The sequence below is a fragment of the Anaerostipes sp. AF04-45 genome (assembly GCF_003461725.1).
Taxonomy (GTDB): Bacteria; Bacillota; Clostridia; order Lachnospirales; family Lachnospiraceae; genus Anaerostipes; species Anaerostipes caccae.
In genome coordinates this window covers 189339-209896 of the sequence record NZ_QTXQ01000004.1, presented here as the reverse complement: position 1 = coordinate 209896, position 20558 = coordinate 189339, and the positions used below count along the sequence as shown (strand labels likewise).

General features: G+C 41.9%; 22 protein-coding genes and 1 pseudogene. 4 read left to right on the top strand and 19 right to left on the bottom strand.

What is annotated here, in order from left to right:
• The first annotated feature begins 118 nt into the window (after window positions 1–118).
• Window positions 119–868, top strand: coding sequence for a tRNA pseudouridine(38-40) synthase TruA (gene truA / locus DWV34_RS07860; RefSeq protein WP_009289574.1), 750 nt, complete (start codon window positions 119–121; stop codon window positions 866–868).
• A gap of 6 nt (window positions 869–874) precedes the next feature.
• On the opposite strand, the gene DWV34_RS07855 is transcribed toward truA, so the two are convergent.
• The gene (locus tag DWV34_RS07855; RefSeq protein ID WP_118475855.1) at window positions 875–2368 is read right to left on the bottom strand and encodes a L,D-transpeptidase; all 1494 of its coding nucleotides are present in this window, start codon (window positions 2366–2368) and stop codon (window positions 875–877) included.
• 160 nt (window positions 2369–2528) lie between these two features.
• On the opposite strand from DWV34_RS07855, the gene DWV34_RS07850 reads away from it, so the two are divergent.
• The gene (locus DWV34_RS07850; protein WP_006566876.1) at window positions 2529–2705 is read left to right on the top strand and encodes a DUF1540 domain-containing protein; all 177 of its coding nucleotides are present in this window, start codon (window positions 2529–2531) and stop codon (window positions 2703–2705) included.
• A 179-nt stretch (window positions 2706–2884) separates the two neighbouring features.
• Here DWV34_RS07850 and DWV34_RS17855 read toward each other — a convergent pair whose 3' ends face one another.
• The 8 genes and pseudogenes from DWV34_RS17855 to DWV34_RS07815 all read right to left on the bottom strand — a co-directional run bounded on the left by DWV34_RS17855 (window position 2885) and on the right by DWV34_RS07815 (window position 9135).
• Complete coding sequence (locus DWV34_RS17855; RefSeq protein ID WP_022261174.1) at window positions 2885–3895, bottom strand: flotillin family protein; 1011 nt, start codon at window positions 3893–3895, stop codon at window positions 2885–2887.
• A gap of 5 nt (window positions 3896–3900) precedes the next feature.
• Window positions 3901–4128: a hypothetical protein gene (locus DWV34_RS17645; protein WP_006566873.1), complete on the bottom strand. Its 228-nt coding sequence runs from the start codon at window positions 4126–4128 to the stop codon at window positions 3901–3903.
• Window positions 4129–4559: 431 nt separating this feature from the next.
• Window positions 4560–5276, bottom strand: coding sequence for an ABC transporter permease (locus DWV34_RS07840; RefSeq protein WP_006566872.1), 717 nt, complete (start codon window positions 5274–5276; stop codon window positions 4560–4562).
• A gap of 3 nt (window positions 5277–5279) precedes the next feature.
• Window positions 5280–6089, bottom strand: coding sequence for an ABC transporter ATP-binding protein (locus DWV34_RS07835; protein ID WP_006566871.1), 810 nt, complete (start codon window positions 6087–6089; stop codon window positions 5280–5282).
• On the bottom strand, window positions 6086–6886 hold the full coding sequence (locus DWV34_RS07830) for a MerR family transcriptional regulator (protein ID WP_006566870.1): 801 nt from the start codon (window positions 6884–6886) through the stop codon (window positions 6086–6088). Before DWV34_RS07830 ends, DWV34_RS07835 begins: the two co-directional genes overlap by 4 nt.
• Before the next feature lie 398 nt (window positions 6887–7284).
• Complete coding sequence (locus tag DWV34_RS18095; protein WP_006566869.1) at window positions 7285–7902, bottom strand: hypothetical protein; 618 nt, start codon at window positions 7900–7902, stop codon at window positions 7285–7287.
• A gap of 79 nt (window positions 7903–7981) precedes the next feature.
• Window positions 7982–8641, bottom strand: a pseudogene (locus DWV34_RS07820) (flavodoxin family protein); the annotation flags it as partial.
• A 77-nt stretch (window positions 8642–8718) separates the two neighbouring features.
• Window positions 8719–9135: a hypothetical protein gene (locus DWV34_RS07815; RefSeq protein WP_118475852.1), complete on the bottom strand. Its 417-nt coding sequence runs from the start codon at window positions 9133–9135 to the stop codon at window positions 8719–8721.
• A gap of 457 nt (window positions 9136–9592) precedes the next feature.
• Between DWV34_RS07815 and DWV34_RS07800 the strand changes: the two genes are divergently transcribed.
• Window positions 9593–10078, top strand: a complete 486-nt coding sequence (locus tag DWV34_RS07800; protein ID WP_006566864.1) for a hypothetical protein — start codon at window positions 9593–9595, stop codon at window positions 10076–10078.
• A 365-nt stretch (window positions 10079–10443) separates the two neighbouring features.
• On the opposite strand, the gene DWV34_RS07795 is transcribed toward DWV34_RS07800, so the two are convergent.
• Entirely contained in the window at window positions 10444–11082 is a 639-nt protein-coding gene (locus DWV34_RS07795) for a type 1 glutamine amidotransferase family protein (RefSeq protein WP_022261173.1), read from the bottom strand.
• A gap of 106 nt (window positions 11083–11188) precedes the next feature.
• On the opposite strand from DWV34_RS07795, the gene DWV34_RS07790 reads away from it, so the two are divergent.
• On the top strand, window positions 11189–12121 hold the full coding sequence (locus tag DWV34_RS07790) for a helix-turn-helix transcriptional regulator (RefSeq protein WP_118475850.1): 933 nt from the start codon (window positions 11189–11191) through the stop codon (window positions 12119–12121).
• Between the two features lie 9 nt (window positions 12122–12130).
• On the opposite strand, the gene DWV34_RS07785 is transcribed toward DWV34_RS07790, so the two are convergent.
• From DWV34_RS07785 to DWV34_RS07745, 9 genes are all read right to left on the bottom strand, one after another.
• A complete protein-coding gene (locus tag DWV34_RS07785; RefSeq protein ID WP_006566860.1) occupies window positions 12131–12340 on the bottom strand; it encodes a hypothetical protein in 210 nt (69 codons plus the stop codon).
• Window positions 12315–12581 carry an AbrB/MazE/SpoVT family DNA-binding domain-containing protein gene (locus tag DWV34_RS07780; protein WP_006566859.1) on the bottom strand — a complete coding sequence of 89 codons (267 nt, stop codon included), beginning with the start codon at window positions 12579–12581 and terminating at the stop codon, window positions 12315–12317. Before DWV34_RS07780 ends, DWV34_RS07785 begins: the two co-directional genes overlap by 26 nt.
• 462 nt (window positions 12582–13043) lie before the next feature.
• Entirely contained in the window at window positions 13044–14054 is a 1011-nt protein-coding gene (locus tag DWV34_RS07775; protein ID WP_006566857.1) for a GGGtGRT protein, read from the bottom strand.
• Window positions 14055–14066: 12 nt separating this feature from the next.
• Entirely contained in the window at window positions 14067–14759 is a 693-nt protein-coding gene (locus tag DWV34_RS07770; RefSeq protein WP_006566856.1) for an iron-sulfur cluster assembly scaffold protein, read from the bottom strand.
• A 218-nt stretch (window positions 14760–14977) separates the two neighbouring features.
• Window positions 14978–16135: an iron-containing alcohol dehydrogenase gene (locus tag DWV34_RS07765; RefSeq protein ID WP_006566855.1), complete on the bottom strand. Its 1158-nt coding sequence runs from the start codon at window positions 16133–16135 to the stop codon at window positions 14978–14980.
• 32 nt (window positions 16136–16167) lie between these two features.
• Window positions 16168–17136: a sugar-binding transcriptional regulator gene (locus tag DWV34_RS07760; protein ID WP_022261172.1), complete on the bottom strand. Its 969-nt coding sequence runs from the start codon at window positions 17134–17136 to the stop codon at window positions 16168–16170.
• A 94-nt stretch (window positions 17137–17230) separates the two neighbouring features.
• A complete protein-coding gene (locus tag DWV34_RS07755) occupies window positions 17231–18859 on the bottom strand; it encodes a PTS system mannose/fructose/sorbose family transporter subunit IID (protein ID WP_118475848.1) in 1629 nt (542 codons plus the stop codon).
• A 21-nt stretch (window positions 18860–18880) separates the two neighbouring features.
• Window positions 18881–19378 carry a PTS sugar transporter subunit IIB gene (locus tag DWV34_RS07750; RefSeq protein WP_118475846.1) on the bottom strand — a complete coding sequence of 166 codons (498 nt, stop codon included), beginning with the start codon at window positions 19376–19378 and terminating at the stop codon, window positions 18881–18883.
• A gap of 122 nt (window positions 19379–19500) precedes the next feature.
• Entirely contained in the window at window positions 19501–20553 is a 1053-nt protein-coding gene (locus tag DWV34_RS07745) for a zinc-dependent alcohol dehydrogenase (RefSeq protein ID WP_009289568.1), read from the bottom strand.
• Window positions 20554–20558 lie beyond the last annotated feature (5 nt).

The following is a 20558-nucleotide window of genomic DNA, read 5'->3' as shown; positions in this document are numbered from 1 at the left end:
TCCCTGCGCATCTGTACACAGCCTGCAGCAGAAACTATGATTTGTATTTTTTGGCATCTTCCCCTATAATGGAGTCCAGCAGATTTAAAAAAATCCCGCACAAAAAGGAGTACAGGAAATGATGAAACGAAATATCCGTCTGAAGATAGAATATGACGGCACCCGCTATCAAGGCTGGCAGAAACTTGGCAAAAATGCAAACGCCAGCACGATCCAAGGAAAATTGGAGTCAGTTCTCTCAAAAATGACCGGGGAATCCATCCAGATTATCGGTTCCGGCCGCACAGATGCCGGCGTACACGCCTGCGGACAAATCGCCAACTTCCATACAGACTGCAGCTTCTCCTGCCGGGAGATCAAAGAATACCTCACGAAATATCTGCCTTCCGATATCGGTATTGTGACGGCAGATGAAGTCTCAGAGCGCTTCCACAGCCGGCTGAATGCAAAACAAAAGACATATCAGTACCGTATTGCCATTCCCGGCACTGTGAATGTTTTTGAAAGAAAATATTTGTGGAAATATCCGGAAACACTGAACATAGAAAAAATGAACAAGGCAGCCGCCTTCTGTCTCGGCACCCACGACTTTTTAGGATTCTCTTCCGTCAAAAAGACAAAGAAATCAACGGTGAGAACAATCTATTCTATTGTGATTGAAGAAGAACACAGCGAAATCCGCCTCAGTTTCACCGGCGACGGCTTCCTTTATAATATGGTCCGGATTCTGACCGGAACACTGGCTGAGATCGGTGCAGGAAGCAGAGACCCGGAGTCTATTTTTCATGTATTTCAGTCAAAAGACCGGAAAGATGCGGGCATCACCGCCCCGCCCCAGGGCCTGTTCCTGATGAATGTGGAGTATTAAGACCTCTTAGTAGTGGATAAACACCGGATCTCCGCTCTCCACAAGCTTATATATGGCCGCGGCATCTGAGAGCTGAAGGTTTACACACCCGTGGGAACCGGTCACTTTATATCTGCCTGGAGACCACAGACCCCAGTCGCTCCTCTTGCTCCAGTGATATCCGGTTCCGGTCCACATGATCCTGACCCAATACTTGGTGTCTACACTGTAATCTGCACCAACCAGGGTTTTGGTCAGCCGTTTTTCTTTCACATAGTATGTTCCGGTCCTTGTGATGCGGTCAGGAGTCGGTTTTCCCGTAATACAGTTTGCAGAAAATACTCTCTTGCCGTTTTTATATACAAATACTTCCTGAGCGGAGAGATCCACCTCACTGTAATTTTTATGATCCCAGTCATTTTGAGGATTTTGATAATCTTTCCGATAGGCCTTATTAAAATAAACAGGTTTTAAATTTACGGTCATAGCTTTCTGATTTTTATCCGACGGATCTTTTTGGTAAGTCTCCATCAGTTTCTTTGACGGTGTTTTTTTCAGCAGTTTCAGGACTCTGGCGATCTCCTTGTCGTAATCAATCCTCCATCCGTAGTCTCCGCCTTCTACTTTTATTTTCTTGCCTGAATGCGTGGTGAATTTTCTGGCAATCCCTACGGTTTTATATTTAAGACAGAATTTTTCCACCCAGTCTTCCACGGCAGATTTGTCAAGCTTCACCGTACGTTTTTTTGTATTGACCCTGATACAGTCTTTCAAAACCTCAGGTGTCATCGTCTCCTTTGTATCGTTTCCCATATCCCATTGAATCCAGTGCAGCAAATACTGATTATATGTCTCCTGCATCCTGGTAAGTTCAGAGTCATCGATTCTTAACCCCGGTTCTTTATATACACCGGGATATGTTTTCTGGTCCGTCAGATCCATAGAAGTTTTCAGTTCCTTTATGGCTTCCGATAACCGTCTCACAAAGGCCTTCTGATCCAAAATATTTCCTTCTATTTCTTTTTTCAGCACGCCATACTTTTTCTCTTTAGAGTATTCTATTGCCGCATCTTCGGGCTTCGTCAGCTTATAGCCGTCATCCCCGGTCACCAAAACCGATTTTTTTACAAGACCTGAGAGCTTCTTCTCTGAAAAATCAATCGTATCTTTTAAATTTTTCTGTTCCTTCTTCATAAAAGAAAAAATGACACTCTGTTTATGCTGCTTTTGATACAGTTCTTTCACCGAATCCAAAGACTTTACTTTTAAGCCGATATCCCTGCCTTTGATCGTTAAAGTTCCCTTTTCTCTCCCTTTTACGGTAATGCTGTATCGGTCTGCAGTCTCTTTGAGCTCATCCAGAGACTCTTCATAGGTCATTCCCGATACTTTGAGGCCGTCGATACTGCTTCCCGGATACCACCGGTCTTTATAATAAATATGTACTGCTGTGAGTGCTGCGATGACGGCCACCGCCGCTGCACCCATGATATATAAATATTTTTGTTTTATTTTTGCCATATTTTTCTCCTGTTTCTAAGCTGCTTTTCCCTTTTATGGCCTGTTTTTTCCTGCCATGTATAAGGATAACGAACATTTTATTTAGTGTCAACATGTGATGTATCCTTTTTCAGATTACGGAGATACTAAAGTTGTATCATAAATTGAAAGGAGCCTTGTTATGAAATCAAATGGAAAAAACGATTGTATCGAGTGTACAATTAATAACTGTGCCTACCATGCAGGTGATGTTGACTATTGTACTTTAGAGACAATCAAAATCGGAACTCATGAGCCTAATCCGACAACAAAAGAATGCACTGACTGTGAATCTTTCGCAAACAAATCAGGATGCTAAAGTAATACCATCCACCAACTCATTTTCTTTATTCCTTTAAGTTCGGAAACAGCAGAAATTTTTGGTTAAAAATTTCTGCTGTTTTTATTAATCTGATACTTGCCAGAGCAAAGAAAACGAGAGCCTGCCTGATTTTCCATAAAAGGAAATATTCGAACAAACTCTCTCCTGTCAGTTTCTCAGTTATCTTCTGGTTCGCTTCTTACTTCTTCCATACTGTCAGAGTCATTTTCACTATCTTTTTGAACTCCAACAGCGGCTACTTTTCCGCCGATAACGCCTGCCAGCAGGGACTTAATGTCAAGTCCCATGGACTTCTGCAGTCCCTGATCAACCTGGGCAACAGATTTCACGATATCTTCCGTCAATTTAGCCGAATTCCCGTCTCCGTACATAACGATGGAATCAACCTTGGATAACGGTTCGGCAACGATCCTTGCAACTTCCGGATAAGCTTTAAAGTACATTTCAAGAATTGCAGCCTCACCCATTTTCGCCATGGCCTCTGCTTTCTTTTCAATACCCGCTGCTTCCGCGAGCGCTTTTGCCTGGATTGCAGATGCCTCCGCTTCACCCTTTGCCCGAACTCCGGCAGCCTCCTGTTCGGCCTCATAAGCTTCCGCATCCTTCTTGCGTTCATAAAGATCTGCTTCGGCTTCCTGTTCTCTCGTGAATCGGTCGACCTCAGCCTTTTTGCGGACTTCGGCATCCAATGCCTTCTCCCTGACATCTACTTCTCTCGTTTTTAACTCGACTTCCCGCTCCTGCTTTGCGATATTAGCATTGGCATTGGCAATTTCCAACTGTTTTCGCTGCTCCTGCTCCTCGATCTTATAAATGGCATCTGCTTCTGCCTTCTTCAGATCCGCTTCCTTTTTAAGTTCTGCTTTGCGGATTTCCAACTGGTTATTTTTGATTGCAATTTCTGTCTCTGAGGCAACCCTTGCATCATTGGCCTCTTTATCGGCCTGTGCCTTGGCAACTTCAACTTCTTTTTTAGATTCTGCCCTGGCAATAGCGGCTGATTTTTTAATCTTTGATATGTTGTCGATACCAAGATTTTCAATGACTTCATTGTTATCGACAAAATTTTGAACATTAAAACTGATGATTTCAAGGCCCATAGCTCCCAGATCCGGAACGGCATTGTCTTTTACTTTCTCTGCAAATTTCTGGCGGTCAGAAACCATTTCTTTCAATTCTGGCCGATGATTTCCCTCATATTACCTTCCAGTACTTCCCGGGATATCATACCGATGATATCGGTTCCGCAGTCCAAAAAGTTTTGGGATGCCTTTTCCAGCATCTCCTGAGAACTTCCGATTTTAACATTGACGGCTGAATCTACATTGGTATTGATGTAATCGGCTGTCGGAACCGGACTGGAAGTCTTTACATCTACGGAAACCAGCCTCAGGCTCAATTCGTCTTTCTTTTCAAAAAACGGGATCTTAACGCCCGCCTTTCCGATAAGAAATCTCGGTTTCTTCCTCAGACCGGAAATGATCAGTGCGGTATCCGGAGATGCCTTGACATAGCCGGAGAAAAAATAATTAGAACGAATATGATCGCTGCAGCCGGCAATAAAATTGAAATGTAATCCATGATACTTTCCATATGTACCTCCTCTTTCGTAAAAGTTTCTGGGTTCTTACCTTTGAGAGAACTAAAATTAAAAACCTGGTTCTATAACGCAAAATAGAGATGCACGGTAAAGGCATCTCTTTTATATATGCAGAATATAGTTCCTGTTACCAAAGTTCTCTCTCATGTAATTATTATACAATGACGTGTGGCAATATTCAACAAAAAAGTTTTCTATATCCGGTTGCATACACTCGTTTATACTCCTTTTTACTCTGTTCGTATCCTCTTAAGCAAAAAACGGTTTGTTACAGCTGCTATGAAAAAAATAACGGCCAGCGGAATACAGCTCTTCAGCTCTGATTTCGGTTCTAAAAGCAGAGCATAACCCCATGTCGCAGGAAATAATTTTCCCAGCTGTTCTAAAAATTCAGGAAGCAGATTTACAGGAAACATGATTCCCGACAGCATAATAGAGGGAAAAAATAAGATCTGGCTGATCATCGTCAGTTTTGCCTGACTTTTCACCAGAAGACCCAGAACACCTGAAATACTCAATGAAACGATCAGAAAAAAGACCAGGGCGGCAAAATATAATAAAAGATCAGATGGAATGACTGCATCAAAAGCAGCCGGAGCGGCAGCAAAAATAATTACGCTCATGATAAACAGATGGACGAATGCAGACAGTATGGAGGAAAGCAGACCGCAGTGCAGCGGCACCCCATTGGCCTCATACATTTTCTTGATGTTACTTCCGCAAATTTCCAAAACCGAAGAAGGCACACCGATCAGTGCTCCCATTGATACCCCCATGACCGTCATGGACTGAATTAATGTATCCTTTGCCTCGGGCATCAGCGAGGTAAAAATCCCTCCCATGACGGCAAAAAATAAAAGAGGAACGAGATAGCACGTAACAAGCATAGTTCTGCTCCTTATATCTATCTTAAACTGCAGCATCGTTCCATATAAAAAAGCATTCATATATCATTCCCCCTCTGTCAGTTTCATAAAGAACTGTTCTAATTTCCCTCTGTTTATCTCTATATCTAAAATCTGAAGATTTCTCGTTTGATAGTTTTTAAGAAGTTTAAACATAGTCTCTCCAATCTGATCTGACGTATAATGTTCTTCTCCGAGTTCCGTTGTAATTTTAATATCATATTGTCCGCCTGCTTTTACGGTCAATTCTGAAACCGTGCCCATAAAGGCTATCCTTCCTTCATGTAAAATCGCTATACGGTCACATAACTTCTCCACCTCCGCCATATCATGGCTGGCTAAGATTATTGTTTTTCCCTGATTGTTCAATTTTCCAATTTGATCATGCAGAGATATTCTTCCTCCCACATCAAGCCCGGCTGTAGGCTCATCCAAAAAAATGATATCCGGATTGCCGATCACGGCAAGAGCCAGATGCAGACGCCTTTTCTGACCAGTGGATAAATCGGCATATTTCATCTTCTTCAGCTCATTTATTCCGAGTGCAGATAATACAGAATTGTTTACCTTTGTATGATTCCATTTTGCGAAAAGCTGTATCGCTTCCATCGGTTTTATAAAGGCGGGGAGAGAAGCTGACTGAAGCTGAATTCCTACCCTTCCGTCTGCCGTAATTTTCCCGCTGTCATATTTTCTGAGACCTTCCATGCACTCAAGAGTCGTAGTCTTACCCGCCCCGTTGACGCCGAGTACCCCAAAAATCTCTCCTTTCTTTACTTGAAAACTCAGCCCTTTCAGTACAGTATGGCTCCCATAGCTTTTCGTCAGACTTTCTACCCGGACCGCATAACTCATAATTCACCCTCCACAAACGGATTGATGCCCATCCGCGAAAAATAAATTTCCAGGGCAGGGTCCAGATAAGCATTCACTTCTGCCTGTTTCTGCACCCAATCATTGTCTATGCCCTCGAATTTCCCAAATTCTATGAGCTCCTGCAGTATACTGATATCTCCGCCGGTAAATTCTGTGATCAATGTCCAAAATTTTTCTGCCAGCACCTGAGCCTTTTCATCTTCAGGCGGGACGCCCTTTTCACTGAGTTCTATGGCTTCTTCGTTCAGGCAATTATACTTCTCCATAAAAATCGTACCGCTTTCCTCGTCAAAACGGCTTCGGATATTATCCAGCAGACTGTCGTCAAAATGCTTGATCAGCCAGTAGTACTCGTTGTTCATATGGAAATTTACAATAATATCGGCATATTTCTTAAAATCCACGGTCTGAATCTGCAACACCTCTGACTTTAACATTTCAATGGCATTTAACGATTCCGTCAGACGATCTATTTTTTCTCTGACAGCAGCAGCCTGCCTTGAAAGGGCATCCGCAACATCATCGGGCGAGTCAAGGGAGATCAGTCTGTTCTTTATATCATCCAGTGAAAATCCCAGAGACTTTAAGGACAGGATCTGGTGAAGCCTCACCATGTCTTTATATGTATACAGTCTGCGGCCGCCTCTGCTTTCGGCGGACGGAGAAAAAATGCCTTGTTTATCATAATACTGTAAAGCACGAACCGTAATCCCCATTTTCTTTGCAAGCTCTCCGACTGTCATATATTCTTTGGATGACTCTCTTTGTTCTCTCATTTGTCGTACCTCCTAAAATTATTATAATTCATGACGCCGCGTCACAAGCAAGCAGTTCTTGAACAAAAGTGTGCTTCACACACCTCGCGAACCAGTTTTTTCTATGCACAGCTTTTGTTCCGCGCACGAAGCAGCGCATCCTGCCCGCAGGGCTTTTTATTCCATAGGACGAACTCTCCTATGGAATAAAAAAAGCTTGATTGGGATATACCCAACCAAGCTGAAGTCAGCGTTTAATGTTTATGTTTTTGCTGTAAAATAAAGCTTATCATTGATATAAATGCAGAATGATATGGTAAACATCTGGAATATATCTGTCTTTTAAATCAAATTTTTGTATTATCATACAATTTCTTTTGCTCATAAAACGTTCTCCCCAAAATCATTAATTTCTCAAATTATAACCGCTGTATATGAAATGCCGTTGTCTGGGGTATCACAGAAGGCGTCTGAAAATTTGCATGAGTCACTCTCACCATATTGCCGGGCTGCAGATCACGCAGTCTGATCGGCAAACCGAATTGGTTTGTAATAGTAGTGGAATTTGTAATTAAAAATCTGTTTTGATCATTCATATTCCTTGGATTTTCCGTAACGATAAAATGGTTGTCAAAATCAATTAAAACAATCCTTCCTGTTGTCACCGAGGATGGTCGCTGAGGCGGCAATGGCGGCCGCGGCGGCAGAGAAATCCTTTGTACAATCACAGAAACGGCATTGGACTGAGGCGGTATGCTTCTTGTCATGCGTGATGAAAATATGACATTGACCCACATTCCCCTCTGAATACAGCATATACACATGCTCTGCCCAAAGGAATTTAAGATCACCGTATTCCTATTTAAATTTAAACGTATATATTGAATCGAATCAGGCCGGTTTCTTTCCGGGACAGAATAAGATATCAAGATATTTCCAACTGAATTATTAACACAAGAAGCCTCTTCCACGAAAGCATTGTTGATCCGCATCAGATTCCCTTGTTGAATCAATCTCCCACGAGTAATGTTATCCATAAAAGCTTCCAACAATTGTTTTACTGTATTATATTCAGAATTTGCCGGGCTGTTCAAATAGTGTACGGAATGATAAAGTTTATTCTTTGCTTTTCCATGGACGCTTTTTATCCGTCCATCCTTTTTCCTGCCAATAATCTGAATCCGCCTTATTCCATCCGTTTTTTTGAACGATGCGCATGATATTGAAAAATAATCTGGTCTTTACAGACGGTTCTACTTTGCCATAATTGTTCTTGATTTTTAATGCCAAAGAATCGGTTTTCTTCTCTATATTATTTTTTATCTTGTTATTAATACCATTCCACGCTACCGCCCTAACTGCAGCCCCATATTTATAAATCTTTGCAGTCCCCCAAAAGAACAGGCTGTCTGCCATATCTTTATTTGTGCTTTTCATTCCTCCCCCTGCAGCAGTCGAGATACAGACAGCCTGTTTATGGAACATCTTTTCTTCAGGACGGTGTACCATCCATCGGTACCCATAATGGTCTAAAAATGACTTCATTGCGCCTGTTGCATGATATACATATACCGGGCTTGCCAGGATGATGACATCTGCATCATCCATGGCTTTAGTAATAGGTCTTAATTTTTCATAATGAGGGCATGATGTTTCAGATCTTTCAAAACAGTTTGTACACCCTATGCAAAAGGAGTCAAAATCTCTTGGCAAAAAGAATTCTGTAACTTCCCCCTCCAGCTTTTCCGAGAGCATTTTTGCAATATGATAGGTAGAACCCTTATGGCTCTTTCATTAAAAAATTTTGCATTAGTTATGGCTTTACGCTGATAATAATTTGTTAAATTCTTACTTTATAGCATATATGTTAGTGTTCCATAAATCCATGTATCTGCTGTGTATTTTCCAGAAATAGCTTTAAAACTAACCGCTCCATTTTCGTTATTTACGAATAGCAAAGGTGAAATATATCCATTATGAACGAAAGTTACTTTCATAGATTTTTTTGGCCAAAACTTTTTTGGTAAAATATATACTGTTATAGTTGTATCAGGTTGAACATCTTGCGCATAAGTAAAATTAAAAGTCAAATTCATTATTTCCCCGAATTTTTCTGCATATATACTACCGCTGTTAAAGCCAGCTTGTGTATACTCTTCCATTTCATATTCTAAAGCCGAATTTAAGCTATTAATTCTGCTATTCGTCCTCTCTATTGCTTCTGTATGTGCCTGATATGCCTCAATGTTTACTAACCCGGCAGAGTTCATCACTACTTCAAATGGTGCTATATTAGAAATATCAAAACAGAAATCCCATGTAACAGAAAAACCCGGACTTTCCTCCTCCGAAGGAATATTTTTAGCCTGTGCTGCCTGTGCAAGACAGAATATTCCTTTTCAGCTGCTGCCGCAGTATATGGCCCGGCAAAAAGGATTCGAGATGTATCTGTGACGGAGACGATTAATGAACTGTAAGATGACCGTGGCCCGTCATGTTTCAAGAATAAAAATTTTTATCCAGCAGGAGTCCCCTGCTGGATATTTCATATCGTATCTTCATAATCATATCTATTACAGATAGTATGTACTGGTCTGTTTCAGTTATTGGCTCATTCACATCCGTCATTGGCCACAAATGATTGATTATCTCTTCTAATATACATATAATTACAATCATACAGATCGTTTCATCACTTATTTACATCAAGCAAAGGAGGATCACAATATGCCATTTAGAACTTATACCCAAGATTTTATTCCAACGATCTCTTATGATCGTCTGTATTCTACAAATGATTTTGCACAAAGCATACTCACGCTCTTTGCACATCAACCGCCAGAAAATTACGATGATAATCCCAGACAAAATCACCCATGCTTAATGAGAACGCTTCGCGCAGTTGAAAGAAATCTCGATTCCCTCATTTCTACAAGGCAGCCTCTGCCGAGCAAAACAACGTCACTGCTGATCAATGGTCTGCCCGTTTATCACGAAACTGACACTAACCATGGCGCCAATAACTGTTCCCTATTTTATACTTTCGACCAGGCCCAAAATAATCTTATAGAAATTCATGCGATAGGCGCTCATGAAACCTATTATAAATTGGACTGTGCCTCTGATGCATTTGATACTGCGGTGCAGGCACTGCCTGCCCAAACTTTATGGAGTTATCATGTAAGAGGGCAGCTTTATGCACCTCAAAGTTAGTGGACAAGTATATTTATCTTTAGATCCATATTTTATCAGGAAGATGGTATCTCATCATTTCCTGACAGTCCTCACACAATAACAAAGGATGCATTACACAGTCAGGATGCTGCGTAAAAATCATGACATTTTCCACATGATTTCCGTTCGGCTCTTAGAATGCCTCACTCCAATCATATGGAAAATGGACGTAATGTCTGTTGGAGAAGGGCCTCTGTAAAAAAGGTGCCACCTGTGATAGTTTTTCTCCATTGTCGGAAGGAGGCCTTTCCAGAGCCGACTGGAGATAATGGAGAAAAACTCATAATTATTTTGTTAACTACTTTTACATCTAATACATCATCAGCTGCAATACTGAATCTCCATTAACTTTCATCTCTGGACGGCAATGATTGCATCAGGGCAAAGAAATGTTTCGGGTCGCCGGTACTAAAGTATTTATACCACGATTCCAGTGTGTTTGTTTCAAAAACATCTAAATATTCAATGATTTGTTTTGTCCACAACAAAGCTCCGGTGCAGCTTGCAGTAATAAGATTATTTTCTGCTGCGGATGGCTTGTCTATATAAAAACTTTGTCCTTTATAACCAGGAGAAACCATTTCAAGAAATCCCGGCCCGTTACTGGTATGCGGACGCTGATCTAACAGCCCAAAGTTGGCAAGCGCTGCAGTAGCCCCGCAGATTGCACCTACCGCAGCACCTAAGGTGAGAAATTCACTTGCTTTCTCGATGACAGCGGCATGCTTTGGGTCGTTCCATGTATCTGATCCCGGCAAAAGCAGCATGCTTGTTTTACTCACAACAATATCGTCGATGAAACAATCCGGCACAATGGTCATCCCGCCCATTGTATGGATTGGGTCCTTAGAATAGCTGACCGTCTTAAGTGATACACGCTGCGCGCCCTTTTTGAAAAATCTACCGGAATTGAGCTCCGAAATAACATGCCCCAGTTCCCAGTCGGCTAAAGTATCAAGAACATAAACATAAATTGTAAACATAATTTCCTCCAATTTCATTGTCTTATTGATTTGTTTGCTTTATCATTGTACCATGTGATTGTTGACAACATTATGGCCATAATCCAAATCGAAAGGCAATTATTAAATGAAAGTAGACAGGCTTGTTAGTATTATTATGATACTCCTTGATAAAAAACGTATAGGTGCGCAGGAGTTAGCAGATATGTTTGAAGTCTCACCCCGCACAATCTACCGCGACATAGACGCTATTAACATGGCAGGCATTCCTGTCCGCGGAGCTGCGGGAGTAGGCGGCGGCTTTGAAATCATGCCGGAATACAAAATTGATAAAAAGGTCTTTTCCAGCGCTGACCTTTCCACTCTCTTGATGGGACTTTCCAGTCTTTCAAATATAATAAAAGGTGATGAGCTGATACACACTCTTACAAAAGTCAAGAGTTTTATTCCTGACGACAGGGCGAAAGAGATTGAATTAAAATTAAATCAAATATGTATAGACGTAAGTCCGTGGAAAGGTAACAGTAACTTACAAACATATGTAGAAATTATCAAAGCAGCCTTACAGGAAAACAAAGTACTTGCGTTTGAATATATCGCCCACCGCGGAATCAGCACCATACGAACAGTCGATCCATATCAGCTTGTAATGAAAAGCAGTCATTGGTATTTACAGGGATATTGCCATAGAAGGAATGATTTTCGCTTATTCAGACTGTCTCGCATGTCAAATCTGCAAATGCAGGAGGAAACTTTTGCACTGCGGGATTATCAAAAGCCGACTTTAGACGTTACAGACATTTTAGAAGCCTTACAAACAAAAATCAAAATCCGAATTCATAAATCTGTGATGGATAGAGTGCTCGATTATTGCACCTATGAAGATTTTTCACCAGCCGGTGATGAGTATTACATTGTCAGCTTTCCCTTCATAGAGAATGAATACCACTATGATATTCTTTTAAGTTTTGGGGATAAATGCGAGTGTTTAGAGCCAAAACATATCCGTGCAGAAATGAAACGCAGAATACATAATATAGCTAACTTATATGAAAAATGAAACACAGCTTTATACATAATCAAAAATACTTTGAATTGCATCTGTTATATTGATAATGTCTGCCATTGGAATATGCAGAGGGCTGGCCACACTATTCTGAATAATGGGACAACCGATAATTTCACCGGTTTGATTAAAAAAGTCCTTACTCGTAACAAGTACAGGACTCTTGACTCTTTCTATTTTGACAATATCACCTTGATGTAATGTTTCTTTCATTCCAAACCTCTTTTACTACAGGTTCTCCCCAGTCATACTCACCGTCTAAATTTAGTTTTCCATTAAAATCGGCAGCTCTTTCTTCAAGAGTTTTATGTCCAAATGGTTTAACTAATGTAATCATGCCGTTCACTACGTTTACATCTAATGCATCATCAACTGCAATATTGGCTTCCTGTAAAATCTCTTTCGAAATACGTGTGCCTTGACTATTTCCCCATGTTTTAACCTGCGTTTGCAAGAAAACACCTCCATCGTTCTTGTATATATCACCACTATAAATTAATCAATTATTTCTATTATTTTGGCATTTAAGAACACTCCTAAATAAAAATCAAGAAACAAAGAATTGTACCAGATAAACTGAAATTTATTAATTCAGCAAACTTTAAATTTATCTGCTGATTATGTTCTTTAACCCTGTTGTCTTTCTTTCACAGGGTCTTGGCCTTTTAGAATTAGCATGATGTTTTCTGCATTCATCACATTTGCCATAAACCTCACTTTTTGTTTTTTACAAGGGCACTTTTCGTTTATTGTCATTTTCTATCACCATAAATACTAATTTGTCTTATTATACAATATTTGTAAACAAAAAAATAGAAATACCTATCTTTTCCGAGTAATTTGTAACCTACGCACACCAAAAAAGGACCTCTGACAGCCATTCACACCATCAGAGATCCTTATTTTAAGCCATTTCTTAGAACTTACCTTCTTTTGCAGCTTCCTCGATCGCAACTGCAACTGCAACAGTTGCACCTACCATCGGGTTGTTGCCCATTCCGATCAGACCCATCATTTCAACGTGAGCCGGTACGGAAGAAGATCCTGCGAACTGTGCATCAGAATGCATACGTCCCATAGTATCTGTCATACCATAAGAAGCCGGTCCTGCAGCCATGTTGTCCGGATGGAGTGTACGGCCTGTACCACCGCCGGATGCAACAGAGAAGTATTTTTTACCCTGCTCGATACATTCTTTTTTGTATGTACCTGCAACCGGGTGCTGGAAACGTGTTGGGTTCGTAGAGTTTCCTGTGATAGAAACGTCAACACCTTCTTTGTGCATGATAGCAACACCTTCTGTTACATCATTTGCACCGTAGCAGTTAACCTTTGCTCTCAGTCCTTCTGAGTAAGATTTTCTGAATACTTCTTCTACTTTTCCTGTGGAGTAGTCCATCTTAGTTTCAACAAATGTAAATCCATTGATTCTGGAAATGATCTGTGCAGCATCTTTTCCAAGACCATTTAAGATAACACGAAGTGGTTTCTGGCGTACTTTGTTCGCTTTTTCAGCGATACCAATCGCACCTTCTGCTGCTGCAAAAGACTCATGTCCTGCTAAGAATGCAAAACATTCTGTCTCTTCTTCCAGAAGCATCTTACCTAAGTTACCATGTCCAAGACCTACTTTTCTCTGTTCTGCAACAGATCCGGGAATACAGAATGCCTGAAGTCCTTCACCGATTGCAGCAGCAGCGTCAGCAGCTCTTGTGCAGCCTTTTTTGATTGCAATGGCAGCACCTACGGTGTAAGCCCATTTTGCATTTTCAAAACAGATCGGCTGGATGCCTTCTACCTGAGAATAAACATCTAATCCTGCAGCTTTTGTAACTTCAGCAGCTTCTTCAATAGAATTAATACCATATTCTTTTAATACAGCAAGAATTTGTTTCTCTCTTCTCTCATATGATTCAAATAAAGCCATGTTCGTTACCTCCTATTGATTTCTCGGGTCAATGATTTTAGCAGCATCATCTACTCTGCCGTACTGACCTTTTGCTTTGTCTAAAGCTGTCTGAGCGTCATCGCCTGCCTTGATGAAGTCCATCATCTTACCAAAGCTTACAAACTGGTATCCGATAATCTGATCTTCTTCGTCCAAAGCGATTCCTGTAACATATCCTTCAGCCATTTCAAGGTAACGAGGTCCTTTTTTCAGTGTACCGTACATAGTACCAACCTGAGATCTTAACCCTTTTCCTAAATCTTCAAGCCCTGCTCCGATTGGAAGCCCGTCCTCAGAGAAAGCACTCTGGGTTCTTCCGTATACGATCTGTAAGAACAGTTCTCTCATCGCTGTATTGATAGCATCACATACTAAGTCTGTATTTAATGCTTCTAAAATTGTTCTTCCTGGTAAAATTTCAGATGCCATGGCAGCTGAGTGAGTCATACCAGAACATCCGATAGTCTCTACCAATGCTTCCTGGATAATTCCTTCTTTTACGTTCAGAGTTAACTTACATCCCCCCTGCTGAGGTGCACACCATCCAATACCGTGAGTCAGCCCGGAAATATCAGTTACGTTTTTTGCACTGATCCATTTTGCTTCTTCAGGGATCGGAGCAGCTCCGTGGTTTACACCCTGAGCTACAGTACACATTTGTTCTACTTCATGTGAATAAATCATGTTGAAACTCCTTTCAGTGAATAAATAATAAACATTCCACACTCATATGTAAGTAATGTTTTTAAGCTCATTTGCTCTAGTTTATTTTATCATATTGTTAAAATTAAAACAAGAAATTATCTCAATAACTTTGTAATGTTTTGTATTTTTTCGCGGACTGGAAAAGGCCGGGTTCCATTCGCAGGACTCCGGCCTTTTTCTGTTATTTTGCTCTGACCCTATAATGCATTTTCATAAATGTGAACGATATCTTCCTTCGTGAGTTCCACATAAGAGCCTTTACAGCCCGCCGCCGCTTTTTCTGCCATGACATCAAAATAGGTTTCATCAATTCCTACTTCTCTCAATGTAGAAGGAAGCCCCATGTCTTTAAAGAACTCCTTCGTACAGTTGATGGCCTTTCTCGCTGTCTCCATGTCATCTTCTGCCATCGGCAGATTCCAGACATTTCTTCCGTAGTCTGCAAATTTCTTCGCCGTAGCTTCATTCAGTGCAAACTCCATCCAGTGAGGTGTGAGGATTGCAAGTCCCTCCCCGTGGGTGATATCATAAAATGCACTTAATTCGTGCTCCATGGGATGTACACACCATGCAACTTCGGCTCCGTCTGAAAGAATGCCGTTGATCGCCATGCTGGATGTCCACATGAGATTGGCCCTGGCATCATAATCATCCGGGTGTTCCAGCGCAACAGGCCCATAGTAAAAGCAGTTCTTTAAGAGACCCTCCGCAAACCGTGCCTGTACATCAGCATTGGACACATTGGTAAAATAATTTTCAAAAATATGACTGATCATATCTGCTGTACCTGCTGCCGTCTGCTTTTTGGAAACAGAATATGTATACTCCGGATCCATAATAGACATCTTTGGTTTCATATGCTCACTGGCTGTTCCCCATTTTTCATTTTTCTTGAGATCGGAGATTACCGCAAACTTATCCATTTCAGATCCGGTGGCTGCCAATGTAAGCACAGAGTAAATCGGCAGTGCGGCAGTGATCTTTTCCGGGTGTAAAACAAGTTCCCATGGATCTTCTTCACTGCAGGCTCCGGCTGCTATAACTTTCCCACAGTCGATAACACTTCCTCCTCCGATGGCAAGGACCATGTCAATGTTTTCTTCCTTACAGATTCCTACTCCCTTTACCACAGACTCTATCCGCGGATTAGGCTCCACACCGGAAAGTTCGGACACACAAAGTCCCGCATCTTTCAAAATCTTCATCGCGGTATCATAGATTCCTGCTTTTTTAATGCTGCCGCCTCCATAGACAAGCAGAACCTTTTCTCCGCTCTCCCTAAGTTCAGATAAATGAGCGATCTGTCCCTTTCCAAAGTGAATCTTTGTTGGAATTGAGTATGTGAAGTTGTTCATTTGGACCTCCTTAAATTATGTTAATATGTGTTTTATTGTTCTACAGCTATCAAATATTCCGCCGCCTGCATATCGGTGATCAGGACATTTACAATGCCTGCCCTCAGCGCGCCCAGAATTGCCTGCCGCTTTTCTTTGCCGTAGGCGACCCCTACTCTGATCGGTATCTTCTTTAAATTCTCAAACGAAATACTGACCAGGCGCTTGTTGAAAGAATCTTCAATCAGGTTTCCTTCTATGTCAAAAACATGGCAGAGAATCTCGCCGACCCCTCCTTTATCTTTTAGACGGTCATATTCTCCCGGTGGAATAATATCTGTATTCATGATGGTTGAATTGTAATCCAATGCACCGATCCCAAACACTGCTACATCTGCGCCTTCCGCTATCTCAATGACGTTGCGGACACTTTCTTCTTCCATAAACTTCTGTTTGGCCTGCTCGTCTGCAACGACCAGTGGTGCCATGATCTGATATGCACTTACTTTTAAAATCTTAGCGACCACATCGATCAGATAATTGGAATATGCCAGACGGTATTCTTCATCCGCAGAAGCCGGCGGATTATTGGAACCGGACAATGGAACTACTTTTACATCCTTATACTTTTGCAGCCTCAGTCTCATATCTTTTTCCAGATACTGAATAGCCTTTTGAAGAGTAATTCCCTTTGTAAGTGCCAGGGTCATATGGTTTTTCATGATCCTGATCATGTAGTCTGCCGTGAGAAACCCGATTTCTTCGATGACCTCCCCTTCTCTGGGATAAGCTATGATTGCTTCTTTAAGGTCAAATTTTTCTTCAAGGAATTCTTCTTCATTGGCAGCACTGTTTTCAGGAAAATTGATTTTAATCTGTACATATCCCTGTTTTCTGGCCTGCTCCAATGCTCTTGCGACCGTCATCCTGGACACGTTTAATTTCTTACCGATATCCACCTGCGACATGCCGTTTTTGTAATACATCTTTACAACTTTCATCATGAACCGTTCGTCTTTCAACTTCCTGCGTCTCCCTGTCTTCTGCAAATTTGTTTGTCTTACTACTAGTATATAAAAATGATATGTAATCCGTCAATCGAAACCATTCATCCTTTTATATAATTATCCCTAGACATCCTAAAATGAGTGAAACAATGGTCAGCTCCAGAGTGGCCGCAAAATAATTTCTCTTGACCTTTGCAAGGTATCCCCATACGCATAACACTACAGCCAGAGGAAGAAGGCCGGGTATAATAGAGTCGAAGATAGACTGCAGAGTCGTTGTGTACGCACTGGTTGCGAATTTTAACGGTGTGGACACCGTAACATAAGTTGAGGCAAGGCCTCCCATCATAAACAGACCTAAGATGCTTGCTCCTGCAATGATCATATTGACCAGTCCGGATTTCAGCATATTTTCCGCAAAAGAGTATCCAAACGTATAACATTTGGAGGTCAGAAAGTAGCCGATACAAAAACAGACAACAGTTAAGCATACGACCGGTCCAATTCCTCCCAGGGGATTTCCCTGTTTTGCAAGGGGCAGGAACAATCCGATAAACAGATACATGAGGGTGGACCAGGAAATGGTATCGCCGATTCCGGCCAGCGGCCCCATCAGGCCTGTCTTAAGATTCATTACCACTTCACCCGGTATTACATCATAATTTTGTGACTTCTTCTCTTCCATTGCCAGAGTCAGTCCAAGAATTGGGCCGCCGCCCCAGTGAGCCTCTGTGTTAAAAAATGTCATATGGCGTTTCAGTGCTTCACAGTAATGCTCTTTATTCTCTTCTCCCGGATAGAATTTTTTCAGTGCCGGCACCAGCGCTGTACAAAAACTAGGCGCCTGCATTCTTTCAAAACTGTGTCCGACTTCTGCACCGATCCACCAGCGCATCCATGCATGGAATATGTCTTTTTTTCCGAGCAGTTTTATTGTCTCATCGTATTCTTCTTCCTCTTCATCCTCGTCATCCTCATCTTCTGCCTCTCCTTTATAATCCTTTATAGTAAATGTAATATAGAGGAATGTAAGAAAGAGTCCGGCCAGAAGCAATGGAATTGTTCCGATTTTTGTATATTGGATCAGGAAAAAACCCGCAAAGAAAAACGGCATGTACCTCGGTTTGGAGATTAGATTTGCTATGATTGCAAATCCTACAGCAGGCAGACATGCTCCCATGGCAGAAAGTCCATTTGTTACGAACTTCGGAATATCATCCAGAATCCCCTGTAATGCACCGCTTCCAAAATAAAGGGCAGTCGCCACGGGCACTGCAAACATTAAAGCTCTGATAATGCCGCAGTAAATAACAGACCACCTTGTCATTCCGGCTGCATCACCTTTTTCCGCAAAGGTATCTCCTCTCTGGGCAAAAAATCCATTCAGCAGGTAGTCAAGATTCATCAGCTGTGCTCCCAGAAGTCCTACCGGCACTGCCAGGGCAACCGCAGCTGTTGTATTAAGTCCGGAAACCATAGCAACCGGAATCGCAACATAGGAAGCCAGACATGGATCTGTGGGCTGATTTCCGCCGGCGGAAATGACACCCAGGTAAATCAGCTGCAGAGACGCACCGATGATCATTGCCTGTGTCATGTCTCCCATGACAGCACCGATAATGACAGCATTAAAAATCACAGTGTTAAACATGAAAGCCCCGGTAGTGTATGGAATGCAGCATTTAGCAATACCGCAGAACAGCCCCAGCAATATAGCCTGCATTAATGAAATCGTCATATTTTCATCCTCCTTTTCCTCTTAATGAAGATTCGGAAATGTCTTCCTCATAATTTCCAAAGACTCTTTCCTGTCAGTTGGCTGCATCTGGAAACACAGCTTCACCCCGCTCTTTTCAATGTCCATCAGGGTCTGTGCTTCACTTTCTGAGAGTCCTACCTGCTTGTAAATCTGTTTTCTGTCATGAATGACTGCCATCTGGCCGATGGTAATCTCATCAAAAGATACGCCTGCTTCCTGGAGTTCAGCTATTTGCTTTACATCCCGGAATAATACGAACACATTTCCGGAGCCAAACTTATTTTTCTTCCAGGCTTCCGCTGCCTTCTCTACGGATAAAATACTGACTTTCAAGTCCGGCGGCGCTGCAAATTTCAGTATACTTTTCTGCATTTTATCTATCGCCACCTGATCATCAATGACAACGATTTTCTGTGCATGAAAGACTTTCACCCACTGGGTAACCACTTGTCCGTGGATCAGGCGGTCATCAACTCTGACTGCTAATTTTTTCGCCATACCTCATTCTCCTTTTCTGTGACATTCTGAAGATGATTTAGTCATCATCTTCATCGTCATTTAAGAATCCCTCTGTATCAATGCGGAAAATCATTTGCTCTTGCTGATAAACTTTCACTTTTTTACTGCTGATCCAATAAGACACATACCCTATACATTCCCGGCCTGCTTGCCTCTTCAAATGCTTCCTGGATCTGATCTAATTTGAACGTTTTTTCTTCAATTAGCTTAGATACATCTACAACTCCTGTGCTGAGTGCTCTCGCAGCTTCCTGGAAATCTTCATTGTCTGCGCCAAAGGTTCCGATCAGTTCCATCCTGCGGTAATGCATTTCATTGGAATCAATATGTAATTCCGGTGCCGGATAGCCGGCCGCAAACAGCAGCAGTTTACCGTCTTTTTCTTTGATCATTTTCAGACCCTGATCATTAGCCGCTGTGACTCCTACAGCAGCGATAACAGCATCCGTTCCCTTTCCTTCTGTCAGCCTTTTTACTTCCTCCACAGGATCCGCCTGATTACAGTCAATGACCTCAAATCCCATAGCCCTGGCAGTCTCAAGTTTCTTCGGAATCATTTCTGATACAATCACACGGCATCCATAAGCCTTTGCCACCTGTGCATTGATCAGCCCCATCGTTCCTGCCCCAATGACGACCACAGTATCAAATGGCTTCAGCCTTAATTTTTTTGCCCCGTGGAGTACTGTAGCCAGCGGTTCTAAAAATCCTGCCTCAGCCGGGTTCACAGAAGCTGCTATTTTGTAAATGCCCCGCACACTTTTCACACAATAGTCTGAAAATCCGAAGAAGCCCCAGCGGTATCCGTCTTCCGTGTCTTTTCTGATGTCTGCACACTGATCCACCTGTCCGTTCCGGCAGGCAGAACAGTTTCCGCAGCCCTCATATCCCGTTGCAACCAGATCACCGATTTTAAAATCAGCCACCTTGGATCCGACTTTCTGTACGATACCGGCAGCCTCATGTCCTCCTGCCATCGGATATCCCTGGTGCTCTCTCAAGCCAAGCCATTGTCCGTAGTCTGTAGTGCAGATGTTGCAGGCTTTCATTTTCAAAAGGACATCATACTCACCGATTTCCGGCAAATCTCTTTCCCTGACTTCTGCCACACCTTTTTTTACTAAACATCCGAATCTCATTTTCCCTTCGCTCATAATCT

Bases quoted from the DNA above. Each gene is read 5' to 3' on its own strand.
- DWV34_RS07750 (WP_118475846.1), bottom strand. From the start codon at position 19,378: ATGGCGAAAAAATTAGCAGTCAGAGTTGATGACCGCCTGATCCACGGA.
- truA (WP_009289574.1), top strand. From the start codon at position 119: ATGATGAAACGAAATATCCGTCTGAAGATAGAATATGACGGCACCCGC.
- DWV34_RS07745 (WP_009289568.1), bottom strand. From the start codon at position 20,553: ATGAGCGAAGGGAAAATGAGATTCGGATGTTTAGTAAAAAAAGGTGTG.
- DWV34_RS07835 (WP_006566871.1), bottom strand. From the start codon at position 6,089: ATGAGTTATGCGGTCCGGGTAGAAAGTCTGACGAAAAGCTATGGGAGC.
- DWV34_RS07785 (WP_006566860.1), bottom strand. From the start codon at position 12,340: ATGAAAGAAACATTACATCAAGGTGATATTGTCAAAATAGAAAGAGTC.
- DWV34_RS07795 (WP_022261173.1), bottom strand. From the start codon at position 11,082: ATGTTTACAATTTATGTTTATGTTCTTGATACTTTAGCCGACTGGGAA.
- DWV34_RS07850 (WP_006566876.1), top strand. From the start codon at position 2,529: ATGAAATCAAATGGAAAAAACGATTGTATCGAGTGTACAATTAATAAC.
- DWV34_RS07770 (WP_006566856.1), bottom strand. From the start codon at position 14,759: ATGATTTATTCACATGAAGTAGAACAAATGTGTACTGTAGCTCAGGGT.
- DWV34_RS07855 (WP_118475855.1), bottom strand. From the start codon at position 2,368: ATGGCAAAAATAAAACAAAAATATTTATATATCATGGGTGCAGCGGCG.
- DWV34_RS07765 (WP_006566855.1), bottom strand. From the start codon at position 16,135: ATGAACAACTTCACATACTCAATTCCAACAAAGATTCACTTTGGAAAG.
- DWV34_RS07790 (WP_118475850.1), top strand. From the start codon at position 11,189: ATGAAAGTAGACAGGCTTGTTAGTATTATTATGATACTCCTTGATAAA.
- DWV34_RS18095 (WP_006566869.1), bottom strand. From the start codon at position 7,902: ATGGATAACATTACTCGTGGGAGATTGATTCAACAAGGGAATCTGATG.
- DWV34_RS07755 (WP_118475848.1), bottom strand. From the start codon at position 18,859: ATGACGATTTCATTAATGCAGGCTATATTGCTGGGGCTGTTCTGCGGT.
- DWV34_RS07830 (WP_006566870.1), bottom strand. From the start codon at position 6,886: ATGAGAGAACAAAGAGAGTCATCCAAAGAATATATGACAGTCGGAGAG.
- DWV34_RS07815 (WP_118475852.1), bottom strand. From the start codon at position 9,135: ATGAACTCTGCCGGGTTAGTAAACATTGAGGCATATCAGGCACATACA.
- DWV34_RS07840 (WP_006566872.1), bottom strand. From the start codon at position 5,276: ATGAATGCTTTTTTATATGGAACGATGCTGCAGTTTAAGATAGATATA.
- DWV34_RS17855 (WP_022261174.1), bottom strand. From the start codon at position 3,895: ATGGTTTCTGACCGCCAGAAATTTGCAGAGAAAGTAAAAGACAATGCC.
- DWV34_RS07800 (WP_006566864.1), top strand. From the start codon at position 9,593: ATGCCATTTAGAACTTATACCCAAGATTTTATTCCAACGATCTCTTAT.
- DWV34_RS07775 (WP_006566857.1), bottom strand. From the start codon at position 14,054: ATGGCTTTATTTGAATCATATGAGAGAAGAGAGAAACAAATTCTTGCT.